Raw genomic sequence first — 22,221 nt, 5'->3', positions numbered from 1 at the left:
CTCAGGGGACCACGACGATCTTCGCGTGCTCCTCCGGCCGCGCCAGGTCCGCGAACGCCCCCGCGACCCCGTCCAGGCCGACCGTCCCGGTGATGATGGACCCGGCGTCGATCCGCCCCTCGGCGATGGCGTGCAGCGTCGCGCCGTACTCGGCCGGGTAGGCCCCGAACGTCCCGCGCAGCGTCAGCTCCTTGGTCACGGCCACGCCCGGTTCGATCCGGTCGGACTGCATGCACACCCCCACCACCATGACCGTCGCCCCGGCGGGCGCGCCCTCGATGACCTGCTGCAGGACGCCGGGCACCCCGACGCACTCGAAGATGACCGCGCCGCGCGCCGGGACGCCGAGCAGCTCGGCCGCCATCCGGTCCACGGTCCCGACCGGCACGTCCAGGTCGGCCCACCGGTCGTAGGGCGAGGCGACGGCCGGATCGATCACCTCGTCCGCGCCCAGGCCCGCGGCGAGCGCGCGCCGCCGGGCAGAGAAGTCCACGGCCAGCACGGGCCCGTGGCCGCGCGCCCGGAGCGCGGCGACCACGCCGAGCCCGATCGGGCCGAGGCCGAGCACCACCGCGACGTCGTCCGCGCCGATCCCGCTGCGGTCCACGGCGCGGGTGGCGACCGCGAACGGCTCGGTGAGCGCGGCGGCCTTCGGGTCCAGGCCGTTCGGCACGGCCATCGTCAGGCCCTCGTTGAGGATCATGTACTCGCCGTAGCCACCGGGGAACATCGGCGCGTACCCGACGATCCCCGCGCCCTGCGGGCCGATCCCGATCGGCGGCCCGCACACCACCGTCCCGACCGGCAGCGCGCGCTGGGTGCCGGGACCGTACTCGACGATCTCGGCGGCGAACTCGTGACCGAACACCAGCCCGTCGCGCGGGTCGTAGGGGGTGCCGCCGGAGCGCCGGGTGGTCTCCATGAACGCCTCCGGGTCGGCCAGCGCGTGCAGGTCCGAACCGCAGATGCCGCAGGCCAGCGTGCGCACCAGCAGCTGCCCGTCGAGCGGCACCGGGTCGGGCACCTCGGTCACGACCATGGTGTTGTCCTTGGTGGTCAGCGCGGCGCGCATGGCTGCCTCCCCGGGCGGTCCTCGGAAAAACGCTCCGTCCCCGCACCGAACCACGTTCACCGTCCCGGCGGTAGCCCCCTTCACCAGGGAACCCCGGCGGGTTCGCGTCAACCAACGGAAACGATCAACGCCGGGCGGGTTATTGGCACAAGTTGCCATTGGTGAACGTTTGGGCCGGTGACACTTTTGGGGCCCATGAGAGCCCGTAGCCTCGCGTGGTCAGCGCTGCTGTCCGCGTCCCTGGTGGTTCCGGCCACGTCCGCCGCCCAGGCGGCCCCGGCCCCCGCCACCTGCGACCCCACCCAGACCACCCCGGTGTACCGGGGCAAGGTCCCCTCCCCCAAGGACGTCCTCGGCATCGAGTTCGGCGAGCGCAAGGTCACCGCCGCCGAGTCCGACCGGTACCTGGAGACCGTCGCCGCCAGGAGCGAGCGCGTCGTCTCCGGCACCCTCGCCACCTCGGCCCAGGGCCGCCCCCTCAAGTACGCGATCGTCGGCCGCCCCGAGCTGCTCACCAAGGCCGGGCTCGGCCGGGTGCGCGCCGAGGCCGCGCTGCTGCGGAACCCGCACACCCCCGCGAAGATCACCGAGAGGCTGGCGCGGCGCGGGATCCCGATCCTGTGGGTGAGCGGCAACGTCCACGGCAACGAGCCCAGCGGCACCGACGCGGCCCTGCGCACGCTGCGCGACCTGGGCGACCGTTCCGACTGCGCCGCGACGAAGATCCTGGACAACGCGCTGGTCGTCGTCCTGCCGGTGCAGAACCCCGACGGGCGCGAGGCCAACCTCCGGCACAACGCCTACGGCTTCGACATGAACCGCGACTGGTTCGCGCGCACGCAGCCGGAGACCGACGGCAAGCTGTCGATGCTGAGCAAGTTCCCGCCGGTGCTCTTCATCGACGCGCACGAGATGGGCGGCACGTCGTACTTCTTCCCGCCCAACGCCGACCCGATCTACCACGAGACGCCCGAGCAGGCGATCGGCTGGATCAACGACGTGTACGGCGCGTCGATGATCAAGGAGTTCACGCGCCAGGGCATCGACTTCTTCAACCGCGACACCTACGACCTGTTCTACCAGGGGTACGGCGACACGGTCCCGACCACCGGGTTCCACGCGGCCGGGATGACGTTCGAGAAGGGCAGCGCCAGCCCCTACCCCGAGAAGGTGCGCGAGCAGTACCTCACCCAGTGGGTGTCGCTGTCGGCGGCCGCCGCCAACCGGGAGCGGATCCTCACGCAGTGGCACCAGATGGCCGTGGACGCCTACCGGCAGGGCAGGGCCGGGAAGCTGGAGCCCAACCAGGTCTACAACCCGCCCAACCAGGTGGACCGGCCGGTGCCCGACCGCAAGGTGCTGCACTACTTCCTGCGCGCCGACGACCCGGCCAAGCGCGCCGAGGTCCGCACGATCGTGCGGCGCCTCCAGCGGATGGGCGTGCGGGTGGACCGCCTGGTCCGGCCGGTGACCGTGCCGGACTACAAGGAGTACGGCCGCCCCGCCGGTAGGGCGACGCTGCCTGCCGGGACCTACCACGTCTCCATGGCCCAGGGTCAGAAGCACTGGATCCAGGCCATGCTGAACGAGGACTCCTACACTCCGTTCCCCTACTTCTACGACGTGACGGCGTGGAGCATGCCGCTGCTGGGCAACGTGTCGGGCGGCTCGTCCGGCGCCGACCTGAAGCCGCGCACGGCGCCGCTGCCCACGCTGCCCGCCGAGCGGCCGGCCGGGCCCGGCAAGGCGCCGAGGATCGCGATCCTGGAGCTGGCCCCGTCCGCCACCAACTCCACCGTCCGCCAGTCGGCCGGGTGGCTGCGGCACAAGCTGGACCGCGAGTGGCGGATGCCGTTCACCGTGCTGTCCCCGGCCGACGTCGCCGCGGGCAGGCTGAACGGCGCGCAGGTGCTCCTGGTGCCCAACGGCCCGGCCGACGGCGCCTACGACGGCCTCGGCGAGGCCGGGCGCGCCGCCCTCCAGAAGTGGACGCAGGACGGCGGCCGCTACGTCGGCTGGCAGGGCGGCGCGGTCCTGGCCGCCCGCCTCGGCCTGACCACCAGCACGCTGGCCGAGCCGACCTCCGACGTCCCCGGCACGCTGTTCCGCGTGAAGGTCGACCCCAGGAGCCCGCTGGCGAGGAACGTCGGCCCCACGGCCTGGTCGTTCTACGCCTACGACCTGGTGATGCGGCAGTCCGACCCGGCCAGGGTCGCGGTCGCCTACCCCGCGGTGGACTCGCCGGACTGGTTCGTCTCCGGGTTCGAGAAGGGCGCGGCCGAGCTGGGCGGCACCGCCGCCGCCACCGACGAGAAGGTCGGCAGGGGGCGCACGGTCCTGTTCGCGGCCGAGCCGAACTTCCGCGCCCTCACCGACGGCACCGCCAAGCTGCTGCTCAACGCGATCACCGGCCCGGACCCGGCGGCCCGCGCCGCGGCGCTCGCCGCCCCGGCCCCCGGCTCGGCGCAGGCCCGGCAGGCGCGGTCGCTGCCGCGGTTCACGGCCCCGATCCGCGTGTCGGTGAAGGCGGCCGACGCGGCGCGGGCGGCGGGCGTGCTGCGTTCCCTCGGAGCGAAGTGGACCGAACAGCGCCACGGCGACGTCGTCCGCTACGTCATCGACAACCCGCAGGGCCTGACGGCCGACCAGCACCCGTTCGCGGGCCGCGTCCCGGCGCTGATCCGCAAGGCGGGCATCACGCCCGTCGCGGTGACGCTGCCGTGACGGTCTGACGGCGAGGGGCGCGGGAGGAGACTCCCGCGCCCTTCACGTTCCCGGCCGCCGGTCCGTCCAGCCTGCCTGCTTCACGACGCTCTGGTACTGCGGGGAGCCGGGCCGCGCGCGCCGGTTGTCGTCGCCGGGCTCGACGACGACCGCCCGGGTCGCCATCAGCATGTCCCGCGACGGGCTGAGGAACAGCTGCCACTCCAGCGTGCCGAGGTCGCCGGTGCGTTCGGTCAGCGCGACGGCGAGCGCGGGCCGCCCGGCCGGATCGCGCACCGTCCCCAGGCTGCGCGTGCCCGGCAGGCTCGCCAGCATCCGGAACAGCGCCACGCGGGTGGACGCGGGCAGGGGCCGCCCCTGCGCCCCCAACAGCCTGGCCCCTTCGCGGAACAGCCACGCCTCGGGATGGTCGGGCAGTCCGCGCCAGGTGCGGACCTCCTCCAGCATCGCCCACCGCATCCGCGCCGGGTCGGTGGGAAGCTCCTCGGCCCTCCCCTCGTAGACGGGATCGCCCGGCAGTCCCGGCCCCGAGGGCGGCGACGTGAGGTCCAGTCCGGTGTCCGGGTTCATGTCGCCCGGCTGGGGGGAGCCGTCGCGCCGGTAGGCGGCGGCGTCGGCGGGGGTCAGCGGCTGGACCTTCGAACCGCCGACGTCGACGCTGAAGACACCGTCCTCGCGGCGGTCGACAGGGTGCCACGACTCGGTGGGGGTGGTCGCCAGCAGCGTGTAGCGGTTGCCGTCGTGGTCGCGGTGCACGAGCTGCGAGACCTCGCCCCTGGTGTGCCAGTAGCGGCCCGTCCTCTCGGGCTGCGCGGCACGCTGGGCGGCGGCCAGCAGCACCGCACGCGCCTCTCCACCGGTCACGACCGTCTGCCTCGGGATCGGCTCGGGCCACAGCACGGCCAGCGCCGTCACCACCGCGACGGCCGCCGTCAGCGGGACCGCCACGAGGAGACGGAGGCGACGGCGGCGGGGGCGTGTGGCGAGGATGTCCGCCCGCAGGGCGCGGGCCCTCGGCGTCTCGGCGGTGTCGCCCAGGCCGTCCGTGGGGACGGGGTTCGCGCGGGCCAGTCGTTCGAGCGCGTCGGGAACGTTCACCGGTGTGCCTCCGTTCGGGTCTCGACGGACGGCGTGGACTCCAGCAGAGCGGCGAACCGCCTGCGCGCCCGGTGCAGGCGCACCTTGAACGCCGTCACCGAGCAGCCCAGCGCCTCGGCCGCCGACCGTTGGTCCAGGCCCTCCCACGCCACCAGCAGCAGCGCCTCCCGGTCGCGGGGCGGCAGCGCGGCCAGCGCGTCCCGCAGCCGGGCGCTCTCGGCGACGTCGACCGCGTGGTCGGCCACGCTGGTCGCGCCCAGCCCGGCGAGGCTGCCGATCATCCGGGCCTGCCGCCGCCGGGAGCGCCGGTCGTTGGCCAGGCAGTTGCCCGCCGTCCGGAACAGCCACGGCAGCGGCTCCTCCGGCAGCCGGTCGATGTGCCGCCAGGCCGCCGCGAACGTCTCGGCCACCACGTCGTCGGCGCGGCCCGCGTCGTCGGTCCGGCGCAGCACGTACGCCGTCACCCGCGTGTGATGCCGCCGGAACAGCGCGCTGAACCGTTCTTCCCGATCATCTGCCATCGACGCTCCCGCCGCCCCGCCCGTCCTCACACCTGTTCAGGTCCGGCAGGGCGGCGAAGGTTACGTCAGCGGACGATCCAGGCGATGGCGGTCATCGTCCCGGGCGGGACCTCGGTGAAGCCGCCGTCGCGGACCGCGACCGTCGCGTGCTCCACGCACCGGCCCCAGGCGATGTCGCGCACCAGATGGACGCGCAGGCCGCCCTCGATCCACGCCGTCACGTCCGGTACCGCGCCCTGGCGCAGCAGGAGCTGGGCCGCGTGGCCGCACTGCGCCGCCGCCTTGCCCGTGGTGATGGAGACGCCGGGGTTGAGGGCGAGGGCGGCGTAGGGCGGCTCGGGGGCGGGCTTGGGCTCCTCGTCGTCGGGCAGGTCCAGGCCCGCGACCTGGAGCTTGGCGATCTGCGGCGGGACCTCCGCCACCGGGCCGGGAACGAGCGCGCGCACCTCGGCGCCGTTCACGTCCACCGTCACGCCCGGCACCCGCTGGGCCTCGGGCCAGCGCACGCCCCGCGCCCGCCGCGTGACCTTGCGGATGCGCCGCGACTCCCACTGCCGGACCGCCTCGGCCCACTCCCCCTCGGGATCGGCGGCGCGCGGGTCGGCCAGCAGCTCCACCACCGCCGTCGCGGCGGCCTCGCACACCGCGCGGTGGGAGGGCGGGGACGCCTTCTCCGCGCGCACCACCAGCTGCATCGCCCAGGGCGGATCGTCAAGAGGGTCGTAGTCAGGTCGCACGCCAGGAGTATTCCACCGGCACGTCCATGGCCCGTCCCGCCCCCGCCCACCACGGGAGAAGACCGCCCAATCTCTCCCCCGGCGGGTGACTTCCCCCCTCGGGATGTGGGTACGCAACTCTTGCCGCTCCTCGGACGTCGGTACGGGTACGGGACGGAGTCCGCGGGGTGGGCCCCGTTCGCGGGGGCGCGAGGGAACACGGCGGGAGAGGTCGGGTTCGGAGGTCGCCGGTGACCAGTGGTGCCTGGGGCAACTCCATTCCAGGAGTCGGAACGTTCTTCGTCGGCATCGACGTCGCGCCGGGCCGGTACCGGTGCGCGGAGGGCAAGGGCGGCTGGTGGGTGCGGTTCACCGGCCCCGGCGGCGGTGATCCGGTGGGGTCCTGGCCGCTGCCCGCCGGTCCCACCGAGATCGAGATCGCGCCGAGCGACTTCGCGTTCGAGACGCACATCGGCAGCCACTGGGAGCGCGTCGCGCCCGCCCGCGCGGACCAGGAGGGCCCGGCCGAGCCGCGCCCGGTCGCCGACCCCACCCTGCGGCAGGAGCTGGACCGGGCGGTGGCGCGCCGCCGCCCGCTGGTGTGGCTGGCGCCGCTGGCGGTGCTCGGCGTCGGGCTCGCCGGATCGGTGTTCCTGGGGACGCTGTGGCTGCTCGGCATGGCGATGATGGCCACGCTGATCGCGCTCGGCACCCCGTCGGTGTCGCTGGACCTGCAACGCGCCCGCGAGCTGGACCGCCGCCGCGACCGCTACCTGATGCCCGAGCAGCTCGACGAGGACGCCCGCGCGCTGCTGGGCCGCGTGCAGCGCGCGATCGACACCGTGCGCGACTCGGAGGTCAACCGGGAGGGCATGCTCGACTCGGTCGACAACGCCGTCACCCTCCCCCGCCAGGAGTGGGAGATCGCCCAGGTGCTGGCCCGCCAGTCCAGGCTGCGCGCCGAGCAGGGCGAGGCCACGCTGCCGGAGGTGAAGGCGGCGCTGAGGCCGTTGCAGGAGAAGCTGGACCTGTCGGTGGAGGCGGTGACGCGGCGCGTGGAGGCGTTGGAACGCTACGCCGAACGCACCCGCGCCGCCGACGAGGCCCTGCGCGCCCACCGGCAGCTGGAGGCGCTGACCGAGCACGCCCACGAGTACGACGAGCTGCTGGCCGACACCGTCCGCGACGACCTGGCCGTCCCGGCGATCGAACGCCTCACCGCCCAGAGCGACGCCCTGGTCGACACCCTCCGCGCCCGCCTCACCGAAGCCGCCGAAGCCGGCGACGAACTCCCACCCGCGAAGTGACGGACTACCGCCGCTTCCAGGTGCAGCCGCCGCTGAACTGGACGTACTTGTCGCTCGGCTTGACGGTCACGTAGCCCTGTCCCTGGACGATCTGGTTGTCGTTGATGGAGCCGAGCTCGTCGGTGGCGCTGTTCTTGCGGGCCACGTAGCAGCCGCCGAGGTCGCTCTCACCGTCGGTGCGGTACGTGCCGGGCTTGATCTCGCTGCCGACCCTGTAGGTCCCGTCGCCGAACTCGCCGTCGGGCGGTCGTTCGGTCGTGGGCTCCTCGGTCGGCTCCTCGCTCGTGGGCTCCTCGGTCGGCTCCTCGCTCGTGGGCTCCTTCGTCGGCTCCTCCGTAGGCTCCTTAGTCGTGGACGCCGGGGTGGACGGCGCGGCGGGTGCCGGGACCTGCTGCTCCGCCATGCGGGCGGCGTCCCGGTGGACCACGCTCCGCAGGGAGAAGCTGACGGCGAGGACGAGGACGACCACGCCGATCCAGCCCAGCGCGATCCCGGTGATCGCCTGGTTGCGTCCGCCTCCGCCGGTCCTTTCGATCCGGTTGAGGGCGAGGTGGCTGAGAACGGCGCCGGCCAGGGAGGTGGCCCCCAGGGTGAGGAGGCCCAGGATCCCCAGGACCACCCCCGCGACGGCCAGCCCGCTGCTCCGCCGAGGTGGCCTTGGCGGCGGTCCGTGCCTCGGCGGCTGCCCGTAGACGTTCATGGTTCGGCCCCCACCCGGCCCTCGACTGCCTCCAGTAGGAGTAATTACCCGTCATATGCCGATTCCGGCGCTACAGGACATTGGTATAGGCCAGGGCAAAAATCCCGCACGGGATCAGGAAGATCCAGCTCACGGTGATGATCCCGTGGACGATCTCGGCGGGTTCGCGGGCTCGGCCGAGGAGGCGGTGGTAGGCGGCGACCAGGATCGGCGCGCTGATCGCCTGGGGCCACAGCACCCGGTGCGGGAAGACCTGTCCCCGGGCCGCCAGCAGCACCGTCAGCGCGCAGGCCGCCGTCCACGCCGTCAGGCCGATCCGGTAGGCCGCGCGCGGGCCGAGCCGCACCGCGATCGTGGTGTAGCCGCTGGCCAGGTCCGCCCGGTAGTCGGTCACCGCCGTCGGGACGTAGAGCGCGACCGCGACCAGCACCCCGAGCACCGCCATCACCCACGGGAACCCGTCGATCGGCCGGACCACCGTCCACCCGGCCACCGGCGCGCACCCGCCGACGGCCACCGCGTTGGTCGCCACGTCGAACCCCGGCCGGTCCTTCAGCCGCACCGGCGGAACGCTGTAGAGCCAGCCCAGCACCAGGAACCCCAACGTGACCAGCGTGAAAGCGGGCCGCACCGTCCACGCCACCGCCAGTGCCGCGACCGCCGCGACATGCGCGACCACCGTCGCCGCCCGCGCCGACATCCGGCCCCCGGCCAGCGGGGCGTCGTCCTTGCGGGGGTTGCGGCGGTCGCCCTCCAGGTCGCGGGCGTCGTTGATCGCCAGCACCGCCAGCCAGACCAGCGGACCCCACACCACCAGCCCGGTCAGCACGGGCGCCAGGGCCTCCGGGCAGCCCCGGCCGGGCGGCACGCACACGTCCTGCCCGGCGATCAGCCACCGGGTGGCCAGCAGGTGCCCCACGTAGAACGGCACCAGCGACACCAGCCACAGCGCGGGCCGGGCGACCAGCCACAGGTCGAGGAGGAAACGGCCGCCGCTCGCAGCCGTCCGGACGCCTTCGCGAACGCGCATCGCCGGTCACCCCCGGGCGATCGGGATCGGAAGCGGGGTCCCCCTATTAGACAACACGTTCATTTCTTGACAGAGACCCGATCTGTGGCATGCAATATATTGCATGCCAGTTCCCCGGAGCCGTGCCACGATCCCCCGGTCCCTCCTGCGCGACAACGCCTACCGCGCCCTCCGCGACGCCATCGTCGACGGCACCCTCGCCCCCGGCGAACGCCTGGTGGACGCCGAGCTGGTCGACTGGCTCGGGGTGAGCCGCACGCCGATCCGGGAGGCCCTGGCCCGGCTGGAGCAGGCGGGGCTGGTGCGGACCCGGCCGGGCCGCCACACGATCGTCAGCCCGCTGGACCTGCGCGCGACGCGGTCGGCGGTCGCGGTCGTGGCGGCGATGCACGAGGTGGCGGTCCGCGAGGCCGTCCCGCACCTGTCGGACGCCGAGCTCGACGCCATGCGGGCGGCCAACGCCGACTTCGCCGCCGCCCTGCGCGACGGCGACGCCGAGCGGGCGGTCGACGCCGACGACCGCTTCCACGGCGTCCCGGTGACCGCCAGCGCCAACCAGGCCGTCGCGACCGTCCTGGAGCAGTTCACGCCGGTCCTGCGGCGGGTGGAACGGCTCCGCTTCTCCTCGCTGTGCGGCCGGGCGTCGGTCGCGCAGCACGACACGATCGTCGCGCTGTGCGAGGCCGGGGACGCCGAGGCCGCGGCGGCCGCGGCCCGCGACAACTGGCGGACCCTCCTCCCCCTGCTCGACGGACCCCTGTCCGGCGACTGACCTCCGACCCTCCGGGAGCGCCCATGTCCCTGGCCGACTTCGACCGCCATCCCCTGCTGTTCGGTCCGAGCCCGATCCATCCGCTGGACCGCCTCAGCGCGCACCTGGGAGGCCCCCGCGTCTGGGCCAAGCGGGAGGACTGCAACAGCGGTCTCGCCTACGGCGGCAACAAGACCCGCAAGCTGGAGTACCTGGTCGCCGACGCGTTGAGGCAGGGCGCCGACACCCTGGTCAGCATCGGCGGCATCCAGTCCAACCACACCCGGCAGGTCGCCGCCGCGGCCGCCCGCCTCGGCCTGGGGGCGGTCCTGGTCCAGGAGAGCTGGGTGGACTGGCCGGACCCGGTCTACGACAAGGTCGGCAACATCCTGCTGTCCCGGATCATGGGCGCCGACGTGCGGCTGGTGGACGCGGGCTTCGGCATCGACGTCAAGGAGAGCTGGGAGCGGGCCCTGGACGAGGTGCGCGCGGCCGGCGGCACCCCGTACGCGATCCCCGCCGGGGCGTCCGACCACCCGCTGGGCGGCCTCGGCTTCGCCCGCTGGGCCGAGGAGGTCCGCGCCCAGGAGGAGGAGCTGGGGGTCTTCTTCGACACGATCGTGGTGTGCAGCGTGACCGGCAGCACCCAGGCCGGGATGGTCGCGGGCTTCGCGGGCCAGGACCGCCCCCGCCGCGTGCTGGGCATCGACGCCTCCGCCAAGCCCGCCGAGACCCGCGCGCAGGTCGCGAGGATCGCCCGTAACACCGCCGACCTCATCGGTCTGGGCCGCGACCTGCGCGACGACGAGATCGTGCTGCTGGAGGACTGGGCGGGCGAGCGGTACGGCGTCCCGGTCGACTCGACCATGGAGGCGATCCGGCTGTCCGGCTCCCTCGAAGGCATGATCATCGACCCGGTCTACGAGGGCAAGTCGATGGCGGGCCTGATCGGGCTGGTCCGCGGTGGCGACATCCCGCGCGGCTCGAACGTCCTGTACGCCCACCTGGGCGGGCAGCCGGCGCTGAACGCCTACAGTGGCGTCTTCGGCTGACCCGCCCCTCCCCGGACCGCGTCGCCGCCGACAGCCTGCCGCGCCCGGTCGGCGGCGGGGCGGCGGCGGGGCGGCGGCGGGGCGGCGGCGGACGCGGTCAGCGGCCGGGGGCGGTGACGAGCGTGGCGAGGCCGTGCAGGAGACGCCGTCGGTGCCACCGGGAGCGGTCGATGTCCGGTCGCGCGTAGGAGGGGATGTCCCCGTTCAGCAGGCCGACGAGCCTCGGCTCGTCCAGGGCCCGCGCCGAGAACGCGTACAGCTCCCGCAGCCTCGGCTTGATGACCCCGTGGTCCAGCATCCGGGCGCGCCGTCCCTCCAGGTCCATGACCTGCCCGGTGCTCCAGCCGTCCAGGGGGTAGTGCTGCGGGAAGACGTTCCGCAGGTCCAGGAACATCCCGACCGACCCGGTGCGCGGATCGCCCAGCCGGGGGCCGAGCGCGGCCAGCGGCCCCAGCGCCAGGCGCGGCACGGCGACCATCGCGTGCGCGTAGAGGACCCGCGACAGGGTCACGTTGATCATCAGTCGTTCGGCGGGGAGCTCGGCGGCGGCGAGGTCCTCGTTCTCCAGGTAACCGGCCACGACACTGGAGTTGTGCGCGCGGTACCAGCGTTCCGGCGACGGTCCGGCCAGGAACGCGGCCCAGGCGCGCGCGCCCGCCGACGGCGGTTCCCCGCCGTCCTCCCGGACGAGCGCGGCCTCGGCCCTGTCCCGCAGCAGCCGGTCGTTGACCGCCCGCCACCACGGGCTTCCCGAGCGCTCGTCCAGCACGCCCCGGTCGATCTCCCACCGCAGGAACCGCAGCTCGGCACGCGCGTACCGGGCGATCTCGCCGCGTCCCCGGTAGAACCCCGCCGCGGCCTCCAGCCGCCACGCGCCCCCTGCCTCCGCCATGCACCCATCATCCCCGCGCCGCCGGGTCCGCCGTGACCCGGCGGCGATCATCCCGCGATCGGCGGGTGAGGGGCCGGTGAATTCTCCCGCGGGGGGCTTCCGGCGCGCGGTCCGCGTCCTTCATGATCGTGGGGGGTTTCCGCCGTCATCGAGCCTCCGGAGGAGCACCGATGCCCGTTCCGTCCCTGTCCCGCGTGGTCGTGCCGGCGTTGGCGGCCACGGCCGCCGTGTCGCTGGCCGCGCCCGCCACCGCGTCGGCCGCCGTCGCCCCGGCCGAGGCGCGGGCCACGGCTCAGGTCACGGCCGAGCCGCGGGTCCAGGCCGCGGCCAAGCCCCCGAAGCGGAAGATCACCTTCACCAACAAGTACTACGACACGTTCTTCCAGCTCGGCCCGTGCCACGCCGAGGCGTACCACCGCAACATCGGCGGCGTGGTCGGTCCCGGCTGGACCTACATGGCCACCCACACCCGGCTCTACCGGGGCTCGAAGAACGACTGCCGCGTGTCGGTGAAGCTGCGCTTCCGCGCGATGAAGGACCGCAAGCTGCACACCCTCACGCGCTGGAAGAGGAAGGGCACCGCCGGGGTGGACGTCAGCGGCAAGCGCTGCTGGTCGGAGCACACCCTCCACTACAAGAAGTACTCCTACACGGTGAAGCTGGTCCGTGACGGCGGCACCCGCTGCTAGTCCGCGTTTCAAAGCCCTGGCCCACGGCGCTCGCCCGGGGCTCGCGCCTGACCAGGTCTTGGCGAGCGCGGCATCGCTTCGCGATCTGACCTGCGGGCCCTCGCCTTCGGCGTCGGGCCCGCAGGTCAGGTAACGCGCTCGCGTGCGTGGCCGGGGTCCACTTCGAAACAGGCCCCAGTCCCGTGCGCGAAGGGGCCCCCACCGTTGCGGCGGGGGCCTTCCTCACTCCTCGACGACGCAGCCGCAGGGGCCCAGCGCCACAAGCCCGTCGCCCGCCGGGCGGACCTCCCGCACGCGGCCGCCGCACAGCGGGCAGCCGGTGCCGAGCAGGCCGGCGGGAACGGGCAGATCATCGGATACCGCGGTCGTCACGGACGATCATGTTAGTACCGTCCCAGGCGCCCACGGCCGCGCGGACCCCCTCGGGGGAGGTGAAGACCTCGGCGCGCATGCCGACGGCGCGGGCGGCCGCCACGTTCGCGGCGTTGTCGTCGAAGAAGACGATGTCGGCGGGGGCGGCGCCGAGGCGCTCGGCGCAGATCAGGTAGGCGCGGGGGTCGGGCTTGGCGACGCCGATCCGGCAGGAGTAGGTGAGGGCCGCGAACCGGCGCAGCCAGGAGCCGTGCCGGGCCTCGAAACGCGGGATCAGATCGGTGATGATGTTGGACAGCAGCCCGAGCGTGCGGCCCTGGTCGGCCAGCTCGCCCACCAGCGCGACCATCGCGTCGTCCACGTCGGTCCAGCTGTTCAGGTCGGCCTCGACCAGGGCGGGGACGTCGGGGATCGTGATCCCCAGCCGGCCGGCGACGGCCGCCCAGTAGTCGGCGCTGGACTGGCCCGCGTCGTAGGCGGGGCGCCGGTCCCAGTAGGCGTCCCAGAACGCCGGGGCGGGCACGCCCGCCTCCGCCAGGCCGGCCCGGGTCTCGATCTCCCGGCGGGCCTCGTCGGTCTGGGTGCGGGCGATCACCCCGTACAGGTCGAACACGATCACGTCGGACATGCGCCCGAGCCTATGCGGGACGGGACACGCCGGGTCCGGCGTTCTTCGAACAAGCGCTTGATAGTGCGCGTACCCTGAGGGTGACGCGCCCATTTGAACAAGCGGTTGGGCGCACCCAGCATAATGAGAGGGTGACGACCACGAGCGCGAACTCCGGACGCCCCAGAAACCGTGCCACGGGTGAGGGCGGAGCCCGCCGCCGCGGCAAGGGTTCGGCCGCCCTGGCCTCGGAACGGCGCGAGCACCTGGTGCGGCTCGCGGCCGAGCTGTTCGCCGAGAAGGGCTACCAGGCCACCACCGTGCGCAACATCGCCGACGAGGCCGGCATCCTCTCCGGCAGCCTGTACCACCACTTCGACTCCAAGGAGTCGATCGTCGACGAGATCCTCGCGGGCTTCTTCAACGAGATCATGTCGGCGTACCGGAAGGTCATCGACGAGGGCAAGGACCCGCGCGAGACCATCGCCGGGCTGGTCCGCATCGCGTTCGGCACGCTGGAGCCGCACCGCGCGGCGATCACGGTCATGCAGAACGACTGGAACCACCTCAAGAGCGTGGAGCGCTTCGCCTACCTCACCAGGTCCGAGGACGAGGTGGAGCGGATGTGGGTGGACACCATCAAGGCCGGCCAGGAGCAGGGCCTGTTCCGCCCCGACATCGACCCCAAGCTCACCTACCGGATGATCCGCGACACGGTGTGGGTGGCGGTCCGCTGGTTCCGGCCGGGCGGGCGGCTGGACTCCCAGGGCCTCGCCGACCACTACCTCAAGGTGATGTTCGACGGCATCAACACGCACTGACGACGTCCGGACGCGGTCCGGCCGGGGACGCCCTCGCGTCCCCGGCCGGACCGCGCCGTCATGAGCGCGCCGTCACGACCGCACCGGCACGCGCTCGTCCACCGGTGGCTCGGCGGCCAGCCGGGCGGGCAGGATCCGCGCCAGCGGGCCCGGCAGCCACCAGTTGGCCCGGCCGAACAGCTCCATCAGCGCCGGGACCAGCACCATGCGGACGACCGTCGCGTCGATGACGATCGCCACGGCCATGCCGAGGCCCATCTGCTTGACCGCGATGTCCGCGCCGAGCAGCACCGACAGGAACACCATCACCATGATCGCCGCGGCGGCGGTGATGACGCGGGCGGTGCGGGCCAGGCCCTGCGCGACGGCCTCGCGGGTCTCCACGCCCCGCTCGTACAGCTCGCGGATCCGCGAGACGAGGAACACCTCGTAGTCCATCGACAGCCCGAACAGGATCGGGAACATCATCAGCGGCACCCACGTCGCCACCGGCATGTCGGTGGGGAAGCCGAGCAGCCCGCCGCCCCAGCCCCACTGCACGACGGCGGTCAGCACCCCGTAGGCGGCGGCGACCGACAGCAGGTTCATCACCGCCGCCTGCAACGCGACCGTCACCGACCGGACCAGCGCGACCAGCAGGAACAGCGACAGCCCGACCACGACCGCGACCAGCACCGGCAACCGCTCCCGTACGTCGTCGGCGAAGTCGATCGATCCGGCGTTCGGCCCGCCGATGTGCACCTCCAGGGCCGTTCCCCCGGTGGCGGACGGCACCACGTCGTCGCGCAGGCGGTGGACCAGGTCACCGGTCCTCTCGTCCAGCGCGGCGGTCGTCGGGAACGCCACGAACATCGACGCCGCGCCGTCCCGGCTGCGCACCGGCGGCTGCACCGCCGCCACGCCCGGCGTGCGGCGCACGGCCTCGGCGACCGGGGCCGCGTCACCGCCCTGCACGGCGACCACCAGCGGCGCGCCCGTCCCGGGGCCGAAGCCCTCCGACAGCAGTTTGTGGGACGCGTAGGCGCTGCTGTCGCGGGGCTGGACGCTGTCGTCGGGCAGGCCGAGCCGCATCGACAGCGCGGGCGCGGCCAGCGTCAGCAGCACCACGGCGGCGGCGAGCCCGGCCAGCAGCGGGCGGCGCTGCACGGTGCGGGCCCAGCGTTCGGCGGCGGGGCGGCGGGCCCGGCCGAGGCCCGGGACGCGCAGCCGGTCGATGCCGCGACCGGCGAACCCGAGCAGCGCGGGCAGCAGCGTGACGGCCGCCAGCATCGTCATCAGCACCGCGACCCCGGCGGCGGTGGCGACGCCGGTCAGCAGGTCCTGCCGCATCACCAGCAGTCCCATGAGCGCGATCACGACGGTGGTCCCGGCGAACAGCACGGCGCGCCCGGCGGTGGTGAGCGCGGTGACGACGGCCGACTCGGGGTCGGCCCCCTCGGCCAGCGACTCGCGGTAGCGGGTGACGATGAACAGCGCGTAGTCGATGCCGACGCCCAGGCCGATCAGCACCGCGACGATCGGGCTGAACGATGGCGCCGGCAGCAGGTGCCCCAGCAGCATGATCAGCGCGAGTCCGGAGCCGATCGCCAGCAGCGCGGTGAGGATCGGCAGGCCCATCGCCAGCACCGAGCCGAACGCGACCAGCAGGATGACGACGGCGGCCAGCACCCCGACGCCCTCCGACGGGCCGCCGCCGGGCGTCTCGGCGGCGGTGACCGCGGAGCCGCCCAGTTCCAGCCGCACCGGCCCGTCGCTCCTGCGCACCTCGTCCAGCAGCTTGACGACCTCGGCCGTCGGCATGTCGTCGGCCGACACGTCCAGGCCCGCGGAGGCGAACGCGGTCCGGCCGTCCCGGGAGATCTGGCCGGGCGCCTGGTAGGGCGACGACACCGACGTCACGTGCGGGGTCCTGGCGAGCCGCCGCACGGCCCGGTCGACCTCCGCGCGCACGGCGGGCGTCCGCACCCCGGCGTCGGCGCGGACCACCAGCATGATGCTCTCGCCGCTGGTTCCCGGGAAGTGCCTCTCCAGGACCTCCTGGGCGCGGGCGGACTCCGACTTGCCGCCGGTGAAGTCGTTCAGCGGCTCGGCGGCGTTGGAGAAGCCGAGGAACATCACGGCCACCGTCCCCACGATCCAGGCCAGGACGGTCAGGCGTCGGCGGCGGTAACAGAGCCTGGCGAGCCGCGACAGCGGCCCTCCGGCGGGATCGGGAACGGACATGGATCACTCACCTCGGAGAGAAGTCTCAACGTGTCCCCCCGAGGGTGGCCGCCGGGCGCCCGCCCCCACATCTGACCCGCGGAGTCACCTGTCCGCGCGCGTACTCCCCCGGGCGTACATCGCTCGATGGAAGGGTTGACCCCCCTTTACGTTTGCTTTCGTGTCTTTGGTCACACTTGTGCGAATAGGCGTGACGTTCATGGTGTTGGGGACGCTGTTACCGATGAGGCCAGCGGGGGTACGGGGGTGTGTGGACATCATGTCGGCTCAACGGGGCGCCGCCGGACCTGGGGACCAGGCGGCGGTCCGCGCGAACACCGTGCAGGGGCTGCAGGAGCAGTTCCCCGGCGTACGCGTCTGGTACGGCGAGGCGACGCGGGCATGGTGGGCGCTGGTGCCGTCGGCGAACGGGCCGCGCCTGGTGGAGGCGCCCACCCCCCAGCTCCTGCGCGACGCGATCATCAACGCCCGTTCCCAGGGATGAGGCGCCGGGGAGGGACCAGCGGGCTCAGGGGCGGGCTCGGGGGCGGGCTCAGGGGCGGGCGGGGCCGTTCCCGGGGGTGACCAGACCCGACTCGTAGGCGAACACCACCAGCTGCGCCCGGTCGCGCACGCCGAGCTTGCCCATCACCCGGCTGACGTGCGTCTTGGCGGTGAGCGGGCTGATGACCAGGTGGCCGGCGATCTCCTCGTTGGACAGGCCGCGGCCGACCAGCCGCACCACCTCGCGTTCCCGCGCGGTGAGCCCGGCGACCTCGGGACGCCGTCCCGGACCCGGCGGCTCCCCGGCCGGCGCCCGTCCGACGAACGCCTCCACGACCGCGCGGGTGACCGAGGGCGCGAGCAGCGACGCGCCCTCGGCGACGACCCGCACCGCGTTCAGCAGGTCCACCGGCTCGATGTCCTTGACCAGGAACCCGGCCGCGCCCGCGCGCAGCGCGCGGAACACGTTCTCGTCCTCGGTGTAGGTGGTCAGCACCACCACGCGGACCCCGGCCAGCGCCGGGTCGGCGGAGATCCGGCCGATCGCGGTCAGCCCGTCCACCTCGGGCATCCGCAGGTCCATCAGCAGCACGTCGGGCCGCAGCTCCCGGGCGAGCGCGACGGCCCGGCCGCCGTGCTCGGCCTCCCCCACCACCTCGATGTCGTCGGCCGAGTCCAGCAGCAGCCGGAACCCCGCCCGCACCAGCGCCTGGTCGTCGGCCAGCACCACCCGGATCACGCCGCGCCCTCCGGACCGTCCGCGCCGCCCGGCAGGACCGCGCGGACCGCGAACCCGCCCTCCGGACGCGGCCCGGCCTCGAACGTCCCGCCCAGCGCGGCCACGCGCTCGCGCATGCCGGTCAGCCCGTGCCCGCCCCCGGGCGTCCCGCCGGCCCCGTCGTCAACGATCTCCAGGGCGATCCCGTCCTTCCGGTGGGCGACGGTCACGCGGGCGCGCACGTCGGGGCCCGCGTGCCGCAGCACGTTGGTGAGCGACTCCTGCAGTATGCGGTAGGCGGCGTGGTCGACGGGAGGATCGACCGGCGCGGCCCGCCCGGTGACCGTCACCTCGACCGGGACGCCCGCCGCCCGCACCGCCTCGGCCAGCGCGGGCAGCCGGTCCAGGCCGAACGCCGGGCCGAGGTCGGCGCCCGACCGCAGCACCCCGAGCGTGGCCCGCAGCTGCCGCAGCGCGTCCTTGCTGGTCTCGCGGATCGCGGCGAGCGCGGGACGGACCCGCTCGTCCGCCCGGCCGTCGCCGTCCGCCTCGCCGAGCACGTGCAGGGCGCCGCCCGCCTGCACGGTGATGGTCGCCATGCTGTGGGCGAGCGTGTCGTGCAGCTCGCGGGCGATGCGCACCCGGTCCTCGGCGACGCGGCGGGCGCTCTCGCGGTCGCGTTCCTCGGCGGCCAGCCGCAGCCGCTCGCGGGTCTCGGCGGCCAGCGCGCGGCGGCTGCGCACCACCTCGGCCAGCAGGATCACCGTGACCCCCAGCCCGATGTGGGAGAGGAACTCCGCCAGCGCCAGCATCGGCGAGAGGTGCTTCTCCACGACCACCATCACGTAGCCGATCGTGTAGAACCCCAGGGTCACGCCCACCGCCCAGCGCAGGTGCCCGGCCACCACCGCCGAGTAGATCGGGAGGGCCTGCGCGATCGTCGGCGAGATCCCCGGATAGCCGCTGGCGTAGTACACGAACAGCATCAGGCTCGACAGCATCAGCGCCGCGACCGGCCGCCGCCGGTGCGCCAGGATCGGCAGCGCCATCAGGAAGGCCAGCAGGTACGCCCGCGCGTCGGGCGGCACCGCGCCCGCCTCCCGGGTCTCCCGGACCATCAGCGCCACCACGGCGGTGACCAGCACGACGGCCCCCGCGTCCACCAGCCGCTCCCGCCGGGTGGGCGCCCGGTCCCCGCCCGGCGACGATGTGCTCTCCACGCCGTCACGGTACGACGCGCGCCCGTGCGGGCCCACCGTCATCGGCCGAAGGTTCGCAAAAACCACTCCCTCCCCATAAGGTCGGACTTCCCCCGCCGCCCCATTCCGTCTCGGGCACCCGCCCATGGCCAAGGACATCGACATGACAGCACCGTCCGTCCCTCCGCTCCGGAGCCGACGACGCATCTGGATCGCTGCGGGCTCGGTCAGCGGCATCATCGCCGCCACCACGATGGTGGCGGCGGTCGGCCTGGGCGAGGAGGAGCCCCGGAAGACGCGCAACACCGGCATCAGCGGCAAGGCGGCCGCGCCGAGGATCACGCTGCCGAAGGTCGACTGGAAGCTGTCCTGGCGCGACGAGTTCAACGGCCGCGGCAAGCCGTCCTCCGCCTGGACGGCGCTGACCGGCAACGGCGTGCGCGGCTGGGGCCACCAGGCGCGCCAGTACTACGTCCCCGAGGCCAGCCGGCAGAACGGCCGGGGCCAGCTGGTCATCGCCGCCCGGAAGACGCCGGCCTCGTCCAAGCTGAAGTGCTGGAACGGCCGGTGCGGCTACACCTCCGGGCGCATCCAGACGATCGGCAAGTTCGAACAGCGCTACGGCCGGTTCGCCGTGCGCGCCAAGCTGCCCACCGGCAGCGGCATGTGGCCCGCCTTCTGGATGCAGAAGCGGGGCAAGCCCTACGGCGAGATCGACGTGGTGGAGATCTCCGGCAAGTACCCCAAGCTCGTCCAGGGCTTCGCGCACGCCAACCGCAGGGTGGGGGCGGGGCATCTGAAGCTGAGGAAGCCGGTGTCGGCCGAGTACCACACCTACGGCGTGGACTGGACGCCCTGGCGGATCGTGTGGTGGATGGACGGCAAGCCCTACGCGCAGATGAAGGCGTACAAGGGGTGGCCGTTCGACAAGCCCTTCTATCTGATCCTCAACCTGCAGGTCGGGAACAACTGGCCCGGAAAGCCCGACCGGACGACCCGCTTCCCGGCGTACATGTCGGTGGACTGGGTGCGCGTCTACCGCGCCTGACCGGCGGCGTCCGACCGCCTGGCGAAGCCCTCGCGTTCCCTCTGGAACACGGGGGCTTTCCCTTTCGAACACGTCGCGGTACGAACACGACGCGCGAGACGCCTCAGAGGTTTACATCCGCTGTGAAAAATTCCTGATCAGCTTGGGCGGACCCGCCTCCTCGGGTGAAATTTTTCAATATCTGAGATCTCATCCCCTCTTGCCCCACCAGCCGTCCCCGTCACTTCACATATCGGGCATACTTCCCTTCACCCCCGCCTCGGAAATGTCCCCCAGCCATGGAAGTGACTTGTCTCACCACCACGCGGGTCCCCCGCACGAGACGGGCAGGCCCCCCTCCCCCGGATCCCGCCGAGGCTCCGACCCGGAACCCGCCGCCCCCGCCCGACCGGGCCGTCCCCTCGTGCGCCGGCGCCCCTACCTGATCCTGCTGGCCTTCGTCGTCGCCGTGGGCGGGCTGGTCCAGACGCCGCCCGGCCGGTCGCTGCTGGAGTCGGCCGGCCTGGTCGGCGCCACCGAGCACTACAGCGAGCTGGCCTTCACCGACCCGGGACAGCTCCAGCGCGTGCTGGTCGGCGGGTCGGAGCTGCCGCTGGCGTTCAGCATCCACAACGCCACCGACCAGCGGCGCACCTACACCTGGTCGGTGACCGCCACCGCGCAGAACGCCGCCCCCGGGGCGGGCACCGCCCAGGGCGGCGCCGCGCAGAACGCCGTCCAGCGGCTGGACGGCGGCCAGACCGTCCTGGCCCCGGACGAGGACGCCACCATCACCACCCGGCCCCGCGTGATGTGCCGTCCGGGGACGCTGCGGGTGGAGGTCCGGCTGGACGACCGGCGGGCCATCGCCTACCAGGCCGAGTGCGTCAACGACATCGGAAGCAGGCAGGGATGAGCGCCCGCCCACGGGTGGCGCTGGTCACCGACGCGGTCCATCCCTACAGCTTCGGCGGCCGGGAGATCCGCTACCACGAGCTGTCGCGGCTGATGGCGGTGGACGCCGACGTCCACGTGTACACGATGCGCTGGTGGGACGGCCCGCCCAGGCTCACCGAGGGCGCCGTCACCCTGCACGGCATCACCCGGTACCGCCTGCTGTACCGGGGCCGCCGCCGCTCGTTCCGGCAGGCCCTCGTCTTCGCGCTGGCCTGCCTGGTGCTGCTGCGCCGCCGGTTCGACATCCTCAAGGTCGACCACATCCCCCAGTTCCAGCTGTTCACGCTGCGCCTGGTGGCCACCGTGCGCCGCAAGCCGCTGATCGCCACCTGGCACGAGGTGTGGGGACCCGAGTACTGGCGGGACTACCTGGGCTGGGGCGGCCGGCTCGCCTGGTGGGTGGAGCGCATGTCGATGCGCCTGCCCGACCACATCATCGCCGCGTCCCCGCAGACCGCCGACCGGCTGACCCGCTACCTGGGCCCCGGCGCCTCCATCATGGTCGCCCCCAACGGGATCGACCTGTCCGCGGTCCGGGCCTCCTCCCCGGACCCCGACACAACGGACCTGGTCGTGGTGAGCCGCCTGATGGTGCACAAGCGGCTGGACATGCTGCTGGACGCCGTCGCCCTCCTGCACGCCGAGGGCAGGCCCGTGACCTGCCGCGTCATCGGCACCGGCCCCGAGGAGCAGGCCCTGCACGAGCAGGCCGCGCGGCTCGGGATCGCGCACGCGGTGGACTTCCGGCACGACGTGCGCGAGCAGAAGGACCTGTACTCGCTGCTGAAGGCCGGACGGGTGTTCGCCTTCCCGTCCGAGCGCGAGGGGTTCGGCATCGCGGTCCTGGAGGCGCTGGCCTGCGGGCTGCCGGTGGTGACCACCTCGGCCTCCGACAACCTGGCACAGCACCTGGTGACCCGGTCCCAGCGCGGCCTGGTCTGCGAGCACGACCCGGCGGCGCTGGCCCTGGCCCTCGGCACCGCCCTGGCGGCCCAGGACGCGCTGGACGGCGCGGACCCCTGGCCCGGCGACCCGTGGGTGGTCGAGTACTCGTGGGAGTCGATCGCCGCCCAGATCTCCGGGCGGTTCTGGCCATGAGGGTCCTGTTCGTCAGCCCCTACCCGCCCGCCCGCGACGGCATCGGCACCTACACCCGGCTGCTGGGCGAGGCGCTGCGGGAGGAGGGGCACGAGGTCGCGGTCGTGACGCCCCGCGCGCAGCCGGGGGCGCCGCCGGAGGTCGTCGGCGCGCTCGGCGCGGGC

22 protein-coding genes are annotated in these 22,221 nt (G+C 73.6%); 10 read left to right on the top strand and 12 right to left on the bottom strand.

The window, feature by feature from the left end; translation table 11 throughout:
- Nucleotide 1: 1 nt before the first annotated feature.
- A complete protein-coding gene (locus AKI01S_RS20970) occupies nucleotides 2-1,072 on the bottom strand; it encodes a zinc-binding dehydrogenase (RefSeq protein ID WP_067820410.1) in 1,071 nt (356 codons plus the stop codon).
- Nucleotides 1,073-1,267: 195 nt separating this feature from the next.
- Here AKI01S_RS20970 and AKI01S_RS20965 point away from each other — a divergent pair, with 195 nt between their 5' ends.
- Nucleotides 1,268-3,796, top strand: coding sequence for a M14 family zinc carboxypeptidase (locus AKI01S_RS20965; RefSeq protein ID WP_067820407.1), 2,529 nt, complete (start codon nucleotides 1,268-1,270; stop codon nucleotides 3,794-3,796).
- Nucleotides 3,797-3,838: 42 nt separating this feature from the next.
- Here the strand turns inward: AKI01S_RS20965 and AKI01S_RS20960 are convergent, their stop codons facing one another.
- The 3 genes from AKI01S_RS20960 to AKI01S_RS20950 all read right to left on the bottom strand — a co-directional run bounded on the left by AKI01S_RS20960 (nucleotide 3,839) and on the right by AKI01S_RS20950 (nucleotide 6,152).
- Entirely contained in the window at nucleotides 3,839-4,894 is a 1,056-nt protein-coding gene (locus AKI01S_RS20960) for a CU044_5270 family protein (protein ID WP_067820404.1), read from the bottom strand.
- Nucleotides 4,891-5,415, bottom strand: coding sequence for an RNA polymerase sigma factor (locus AKI01S_RS20955; RefSeq protein WP_067820399.1), 525 nt, complete (start codon nucleotides 5,413-5,415; stop codon nucleotides 4,891-4,893). The genes AKI01S_RS20960 and AKI01S_RS20955 overlap by 4 nt, the downstream gene beginning before the upstream one ends.
- A gap of 65 nt (nucleotides 5,416-5,480) precedes the next feature.
- On the bottom strand, nucleotides 5,481-6,152 hold the full coding sequence (locus tag AKI01S_RS20950; protein WP_067820396.1) for an aminoacyl-tRNA hydrolase: 672 nt from the start codon (nucleotides 6,150-6,152) through the stop codon (nucleotides 5,481-5,483).
- Between the two features lie 230 nt (nucleotides 6,153-6,382).
- Here AKI01S_RS20950 and AKI01S_RS20945 point away from each other — a divergent pair, with 230 nt between their 5' ends.
- Nucleotides 6,383-7,438, top strand: a complete 1,056-nt coding sequence (locus tag AKI01S_RS20945) for an Rv1352/Rv1906c domain-containing protein (RefSeq protein WP_067820393.1) — start codon at nucleotides 6,383-6,385, stop codon at nucleotides 7,436-7,438.
- A gap of 4 nt (nucleotides 7,439-7,442) precedes the next feature.
- Here AKI01S_RS20945 and AKI01S_RS20940 read toward each other — a convergent pair whose 3' ends face one another.
- Both AKI01S_RS20940 and AKI01S_RS20935 read right to left on the bottom strand, forming a co-directional pair.
- On the bottom strand, nucleotides 7,443-8,138 hold the full coding sequence (locus AKI01S_RS20940) for a DUF4190 domain-containing protein (protein WP_083999956.1): 696 nt from the start codon (nucleotides 8,136-8,138) through the stop codon (nucleotides 7,443-7,445).
- Nucleotides 8,139-8,208: 70 nt separating this feature from the next.
- On the bottom strand, nucleotides 8,209-9,168 hold the full coding sequence (locus AKI01S_RS20935; protein ID WP_067820387.1) for a UbiA family prenyltransferase: 960 nt from the start codon (nucleotides 9,166-9,168) through the stop codon (nucleotides 8,209-8,211).
- A gap of 103 nt (nucleotides 9,169-9,271) precedes the next feature.
- On the opposite strand from AKI01S_RS20935, the gene AKI01S_RS20930 reads away from it, so the two are divergent.
- The gene (locus AKI01S_RS20930; RefSeq protein WP_067820384.1) at nucleotides 9,272-9,940 is read left to right on the top strand and encodes a GntR family transcriptional regulator; all 669 of its coding nucleotides are present in this window, start codon (nucleotides 9,272-9,274) and stop codon (nucleotides 9,938-9,940) included.
- A gap of 23 nt (nucleotides 9,941-9,963) precedes the next feature.
- Nucleotides 9,964-10,971: a 1-aminocyclopropane-1-carboxylate deaminase gene (locus AKI01S_RS20925; RefSeq protein ID WP_067820380.1), complete on the top strand. Its 1,008-nt coding sequence runs from the start codon at nucleotides 9,964-9,966 to the stop codon at nucleotides 10,969-10,971.
- A gap of 97 nt (nucleotides 10,972-11,068) precedes the next feature.
- Here AKI01S_RS20925 and AKI01S_RS20920 read toward each other — a convergent pair whose 3' ends face one another.
- Entirely contained in the window at nucleotides 11,069-11,863 is a 795-nt protein-coding gene (locus AKI01S_RS20920; RefSeq protein ID WP_067820377.1) for a hypothetical protein, read from the bottom strand.
- Between the two features lie 170 nt (nucleotides 11,864-12,033).
- On the opposite strand from AKI01S_RS20920, the gene AKI01S_RS20915 reads away from it, so the two are divergent.
- Nucleotides 12,034-12,552, top strand: a complete 519-nt coding sequence (locus tag AKI01S_RS20915; RefSeq protein WP_067820374.1) for a hypothetical protein — start codon at nucleotides 12,034-12,036, stop codon at nucleotides 12,550-12,552.
- A gap of 222 nt (nucleotides 12,553-12,774) precedes the next feature.
- Here AKI01S_RS20915 and AKI01S_RS50750 read toward each other — a convergent pair whose 3' ends face one another.
- Together AKI01S_RS50750 and AKI01S_RS20910 are read right to left on the bottom strand one after the other, a co-directional pair.
- Nucleotides 12,775-12,924: a hypothetical protein gene (locus AKI01S_RS50750; protein WP_157419980.1), complete on the bottom strand. Its 150-nt coding sequence runs from the start codon at nucleotides 12,922-12,924 to the stop codon at nucleotides 12,775-12,777.
- Nucleotides 12,902-13,552 carry an HAD-IA family hydrolase gene (locus AKI01S_RS20910; RefSeq protein ID WP_067820370.1) on the bottom strand — a complete coding sequence of 217 codons (651 nt, stop codon included), beginning with the start codon at nucleotides 13,550-13,552 and terminating at the stop codon, nucleotides 12,902-12,904. The genes AKI01S_RS50750 and AKI01S_RS20910 overlap by 23 nt, the downstream gene beginning before the upstream one ends.
- Nucleotides 13,553-13,683: 131 nt before the next feature.
- On the opposite strand from AKI01S_RS20910, the gene AKI01S_RS20905 reads away from it, so the two are divergent.
- Nucleotides 13,684-14,352, top strand: coding sequence for a TetR/AcrR family transcriptional regulator (locus tag AKI01S_RS20905; protein ID WP_067820367.1), 669 nt, complete (start codon nucleotides 13,684-13,686; stop codon nucleotides 14,350-14,352).
- 72 nt (nucleotides 14,353-14,424) lie between these two features.
- On the opposite strand, the gene AKI01S_RS20900 is transcribed toward AKI01S_RS20905, so the two are convergent.
- Nucleotides 14,425-16,575, bottom strand: a complete 2,151-nt coding sequence (locus AKI01S_RS20900; protein ID WP_067820365.1) for an MMPL family transporter — start codon at nucleotides 16,573-16,575, stop codon at nucleotides 14,425-14,427.
- Nucleotides 16,576-16,834: 259 nt separating this feature from the next.
- Here AKI01S_RS20900 and AKI01S_RS20895 point away from each other — a divergent pair, with 259 nt between their 5' ends.
- Nucleotides 16,835-17,059: a hypothetical protein gene (locus tag AKI01S_RS20895; RefSeq protein ID WP_067820500.1), complete on the top strand. Its 225-nt coding sequence runs from the start codon at nucleotides 16,835-16,837 to the stop codon at nucleotides 17,057-17,059.
- 48 nt (nucleotides 17,060-17,107) lie between these two features.
- Here AKI01S_RS20895 and AKI01S_RS20890 read toward each other — a convergent pair whose 3' ends face one another.
- Together AKI01S_RS20890 and AKI01S_RS20885 are read right to left on the bottom strand one after the other, a co-directional pair.
- Nucleotides 17,108-17,797 carry a response regulator gene (locus tag AKI01S_RS20890; protein ID WP_067820362.1) on the bottom strand — a complete coding sequence of 230 codons (690 nt, stop codon included), beginning with the start codon at nucleotides 17,795-17,797 and terminating at the stop codon, nucleotides 17,108-17,110.
- Nucleotides 17,794-18,996: a sensor histidine kinase gene (locus AKI01S_RS20885; protein ID WP_157419979.1), complete on the bottom strand. Its 1,203-nt coding sequence runs from the start codon at nucleotides 18,994-18,996 to the stop codon at nucleotides 17,794-17,796. The genes AKI01S_RS20890 and AKI01S_RS20885 overlap by 4 nt, the downstream gene beginning before the upstream one ends.
- A gap of 142 nt (nucleotides 18,997-19,138) precedes the next feature.
- On the opposite strand from AKI01S_RS20885, the gene AKI01S_RS20880 reads away from it, so the two are divergent.
- From AKI01S_RS20880 to AKI01S_RS20870, 3 genes are all read left to right on the top strand, one after another.
- Nucleotides 19,139-20,023: a glycoside hydrolase family 16 protein gene (locus AKI01S_RS20880; RefSeq protein WP_067820356.1), complete on the top strand. Its 885-nt coding sequence runs from the start codon at nucleotides 19,139-19,141 to the stop codon at nucleotides 20,021-20,023.
- Nucleotides 20,024-20,426: 403 nt separating this feature from the next.
- Nucleotides 20,427-20,918: a hypothetical protein gene (locus tag AKI01S_RS20875; protein ID WP_067820353.1), complete on the top strand. Its 492-nt coding sequence runs from the start codon at nucleotides 20,427-20,429 to the stop codon at nucleotides 20,916-20,918.
- Nucleotides 20,915-22,057, top strand: a complete 1,143-nt coding sequence (locus tag AKI01S_RS20870; protein WP_083999951.1) for a glycosyltransferase family 4 protein — start codon at nucleotides 20,915-20,917, stop codon at nucleotides 22,055-22,057. Before AKI01S_RS20875 ends, AKI01S_RS20870 begins: the two co-directional genes overlap by 4 nt.
- Nucleotides 22,058-22,221: the final 164 nt, after the last annotated feature.

The organism is Actinomadura kijaniata NBRC 14229 (assembly GCF_001552175.1).
Taxonomy (GTDB): Bacteria; Actinomycetota; Actinomycetes; order Streptosporangiales; family Streptosporangiaceae; genus Spirillospora; species Spirillospora kijaniata.
Note: the sequence above shows the minus strand (reverse complement) of the source record. Positions and strands in the feature narration are given on the sequence as shown.

Excerpts from the sequence above, each read along its gene's own strand:
- AKI01S_RS20970 (WP_067820410.1), bottom strand. The coding sequence starts at position 1,072 with ATGCGCGCCGCGCTGACCACCAAGGACAACACCATGGTCGTGACCGAG.
- AKI01S_RS20965 (WP_067820407.1), top strand. The coding sequence starts at position 1,268 with ATGAGAGCCCGTAGCCTCGCGTGGTCAGCGCTGCTGTCCGCGTCCCTG.
- AKI01S_RS20955 (WP_067820399.1), bottom strand. The coding sequence starts at position 5,415 with ATGGCAGATGATCGGGAAGAACGGTTCAGCGCGCTGTTCCGGCGGCAT.
- AKI01S_RS20940 (WP_083999956.1), bottom strand. The coding sequence starts at position 8,138 with ATGAACGTCTACGGGCAGCCGCCGAGGCACGGACCGCCGCCAAGGCCA.
- AKI01S_RS20935 (WP_067820387.1), bottom strand. The coding sequence starts at position 9,168 with ATGCGCGTTCGCGAAGGCGTCCGGACGGCTGCGAGCGGCGGCCGTTTC.
- AKI01S_RS20930 (WP_067820384.1), top strand. The coding sequence starts at position 9,272 with ATGCCAGTTCCCCGGAGCCGTGCCACGATCCCCCGGTCCCTCCTGCGC.
- AKI01S_RS20925 (WP_067820380.1), top strand. The coding sequence starts at position 9,964 with ATGTCCCTGGCCGACTTCGACCGCCATCCCCTGCTGTTCGGTCCGAGC.
- AKI01S_RS20920 (WP_067820377.1), bottom strand. The coding sequence starts at position 11,863 with ATGGCGGAGGCAGGGGGCGCGTGGCGGCTGGAGGCCGCGGCGGGGTTC.
- AKI01S_RS20915 (WP_067820374.1), top strand. The coding sequence starts at position 12,034 with ATGCCCGTTCCGTCCCTGTCCCGCGTGGTCGTGCCGGCGTTGGCGGCC.
- AKI01S_RS20910 (WP_067820370.1), bottom strand. The coding sequence starts at position 13,552 with ATGTCCGACGTGATCGTGTTCGACCTGTACGGGGTGATCGCCCGCACC.
- AKI01S_RS20900 (WP_067820365.1), bottom strand. The coding sequence starts at position 16,575 with ATGTCCGTTCCCGATCCCGCCGGAGGGCCGCTGTCGCGGCTCGCCAGG.
- AKI01S_RS20895 (WP_067820500.1), top strand. The coding sequence starts at position 16,835 with ATGTCGGCTCAACGGGGCGCCGCCGGACCTGGGGACCAGGCGGCGGTC.
- AKI01S_RS20880 (WP_067820356.1), top strand. The coding sequence starts at position 19,139 with ATGACAGCACCGTCCGTCCCTCCGCTCCGGAGCCGACGACGCATCTGG.
- AKI01S_RS20870 (WP_083999951.1), top strand. The coding sequence starts at position 20,915 with ATGAGCGCCCGCCCACGGGTGGCGCTGGTCACCGACGCGGTCCATCCC.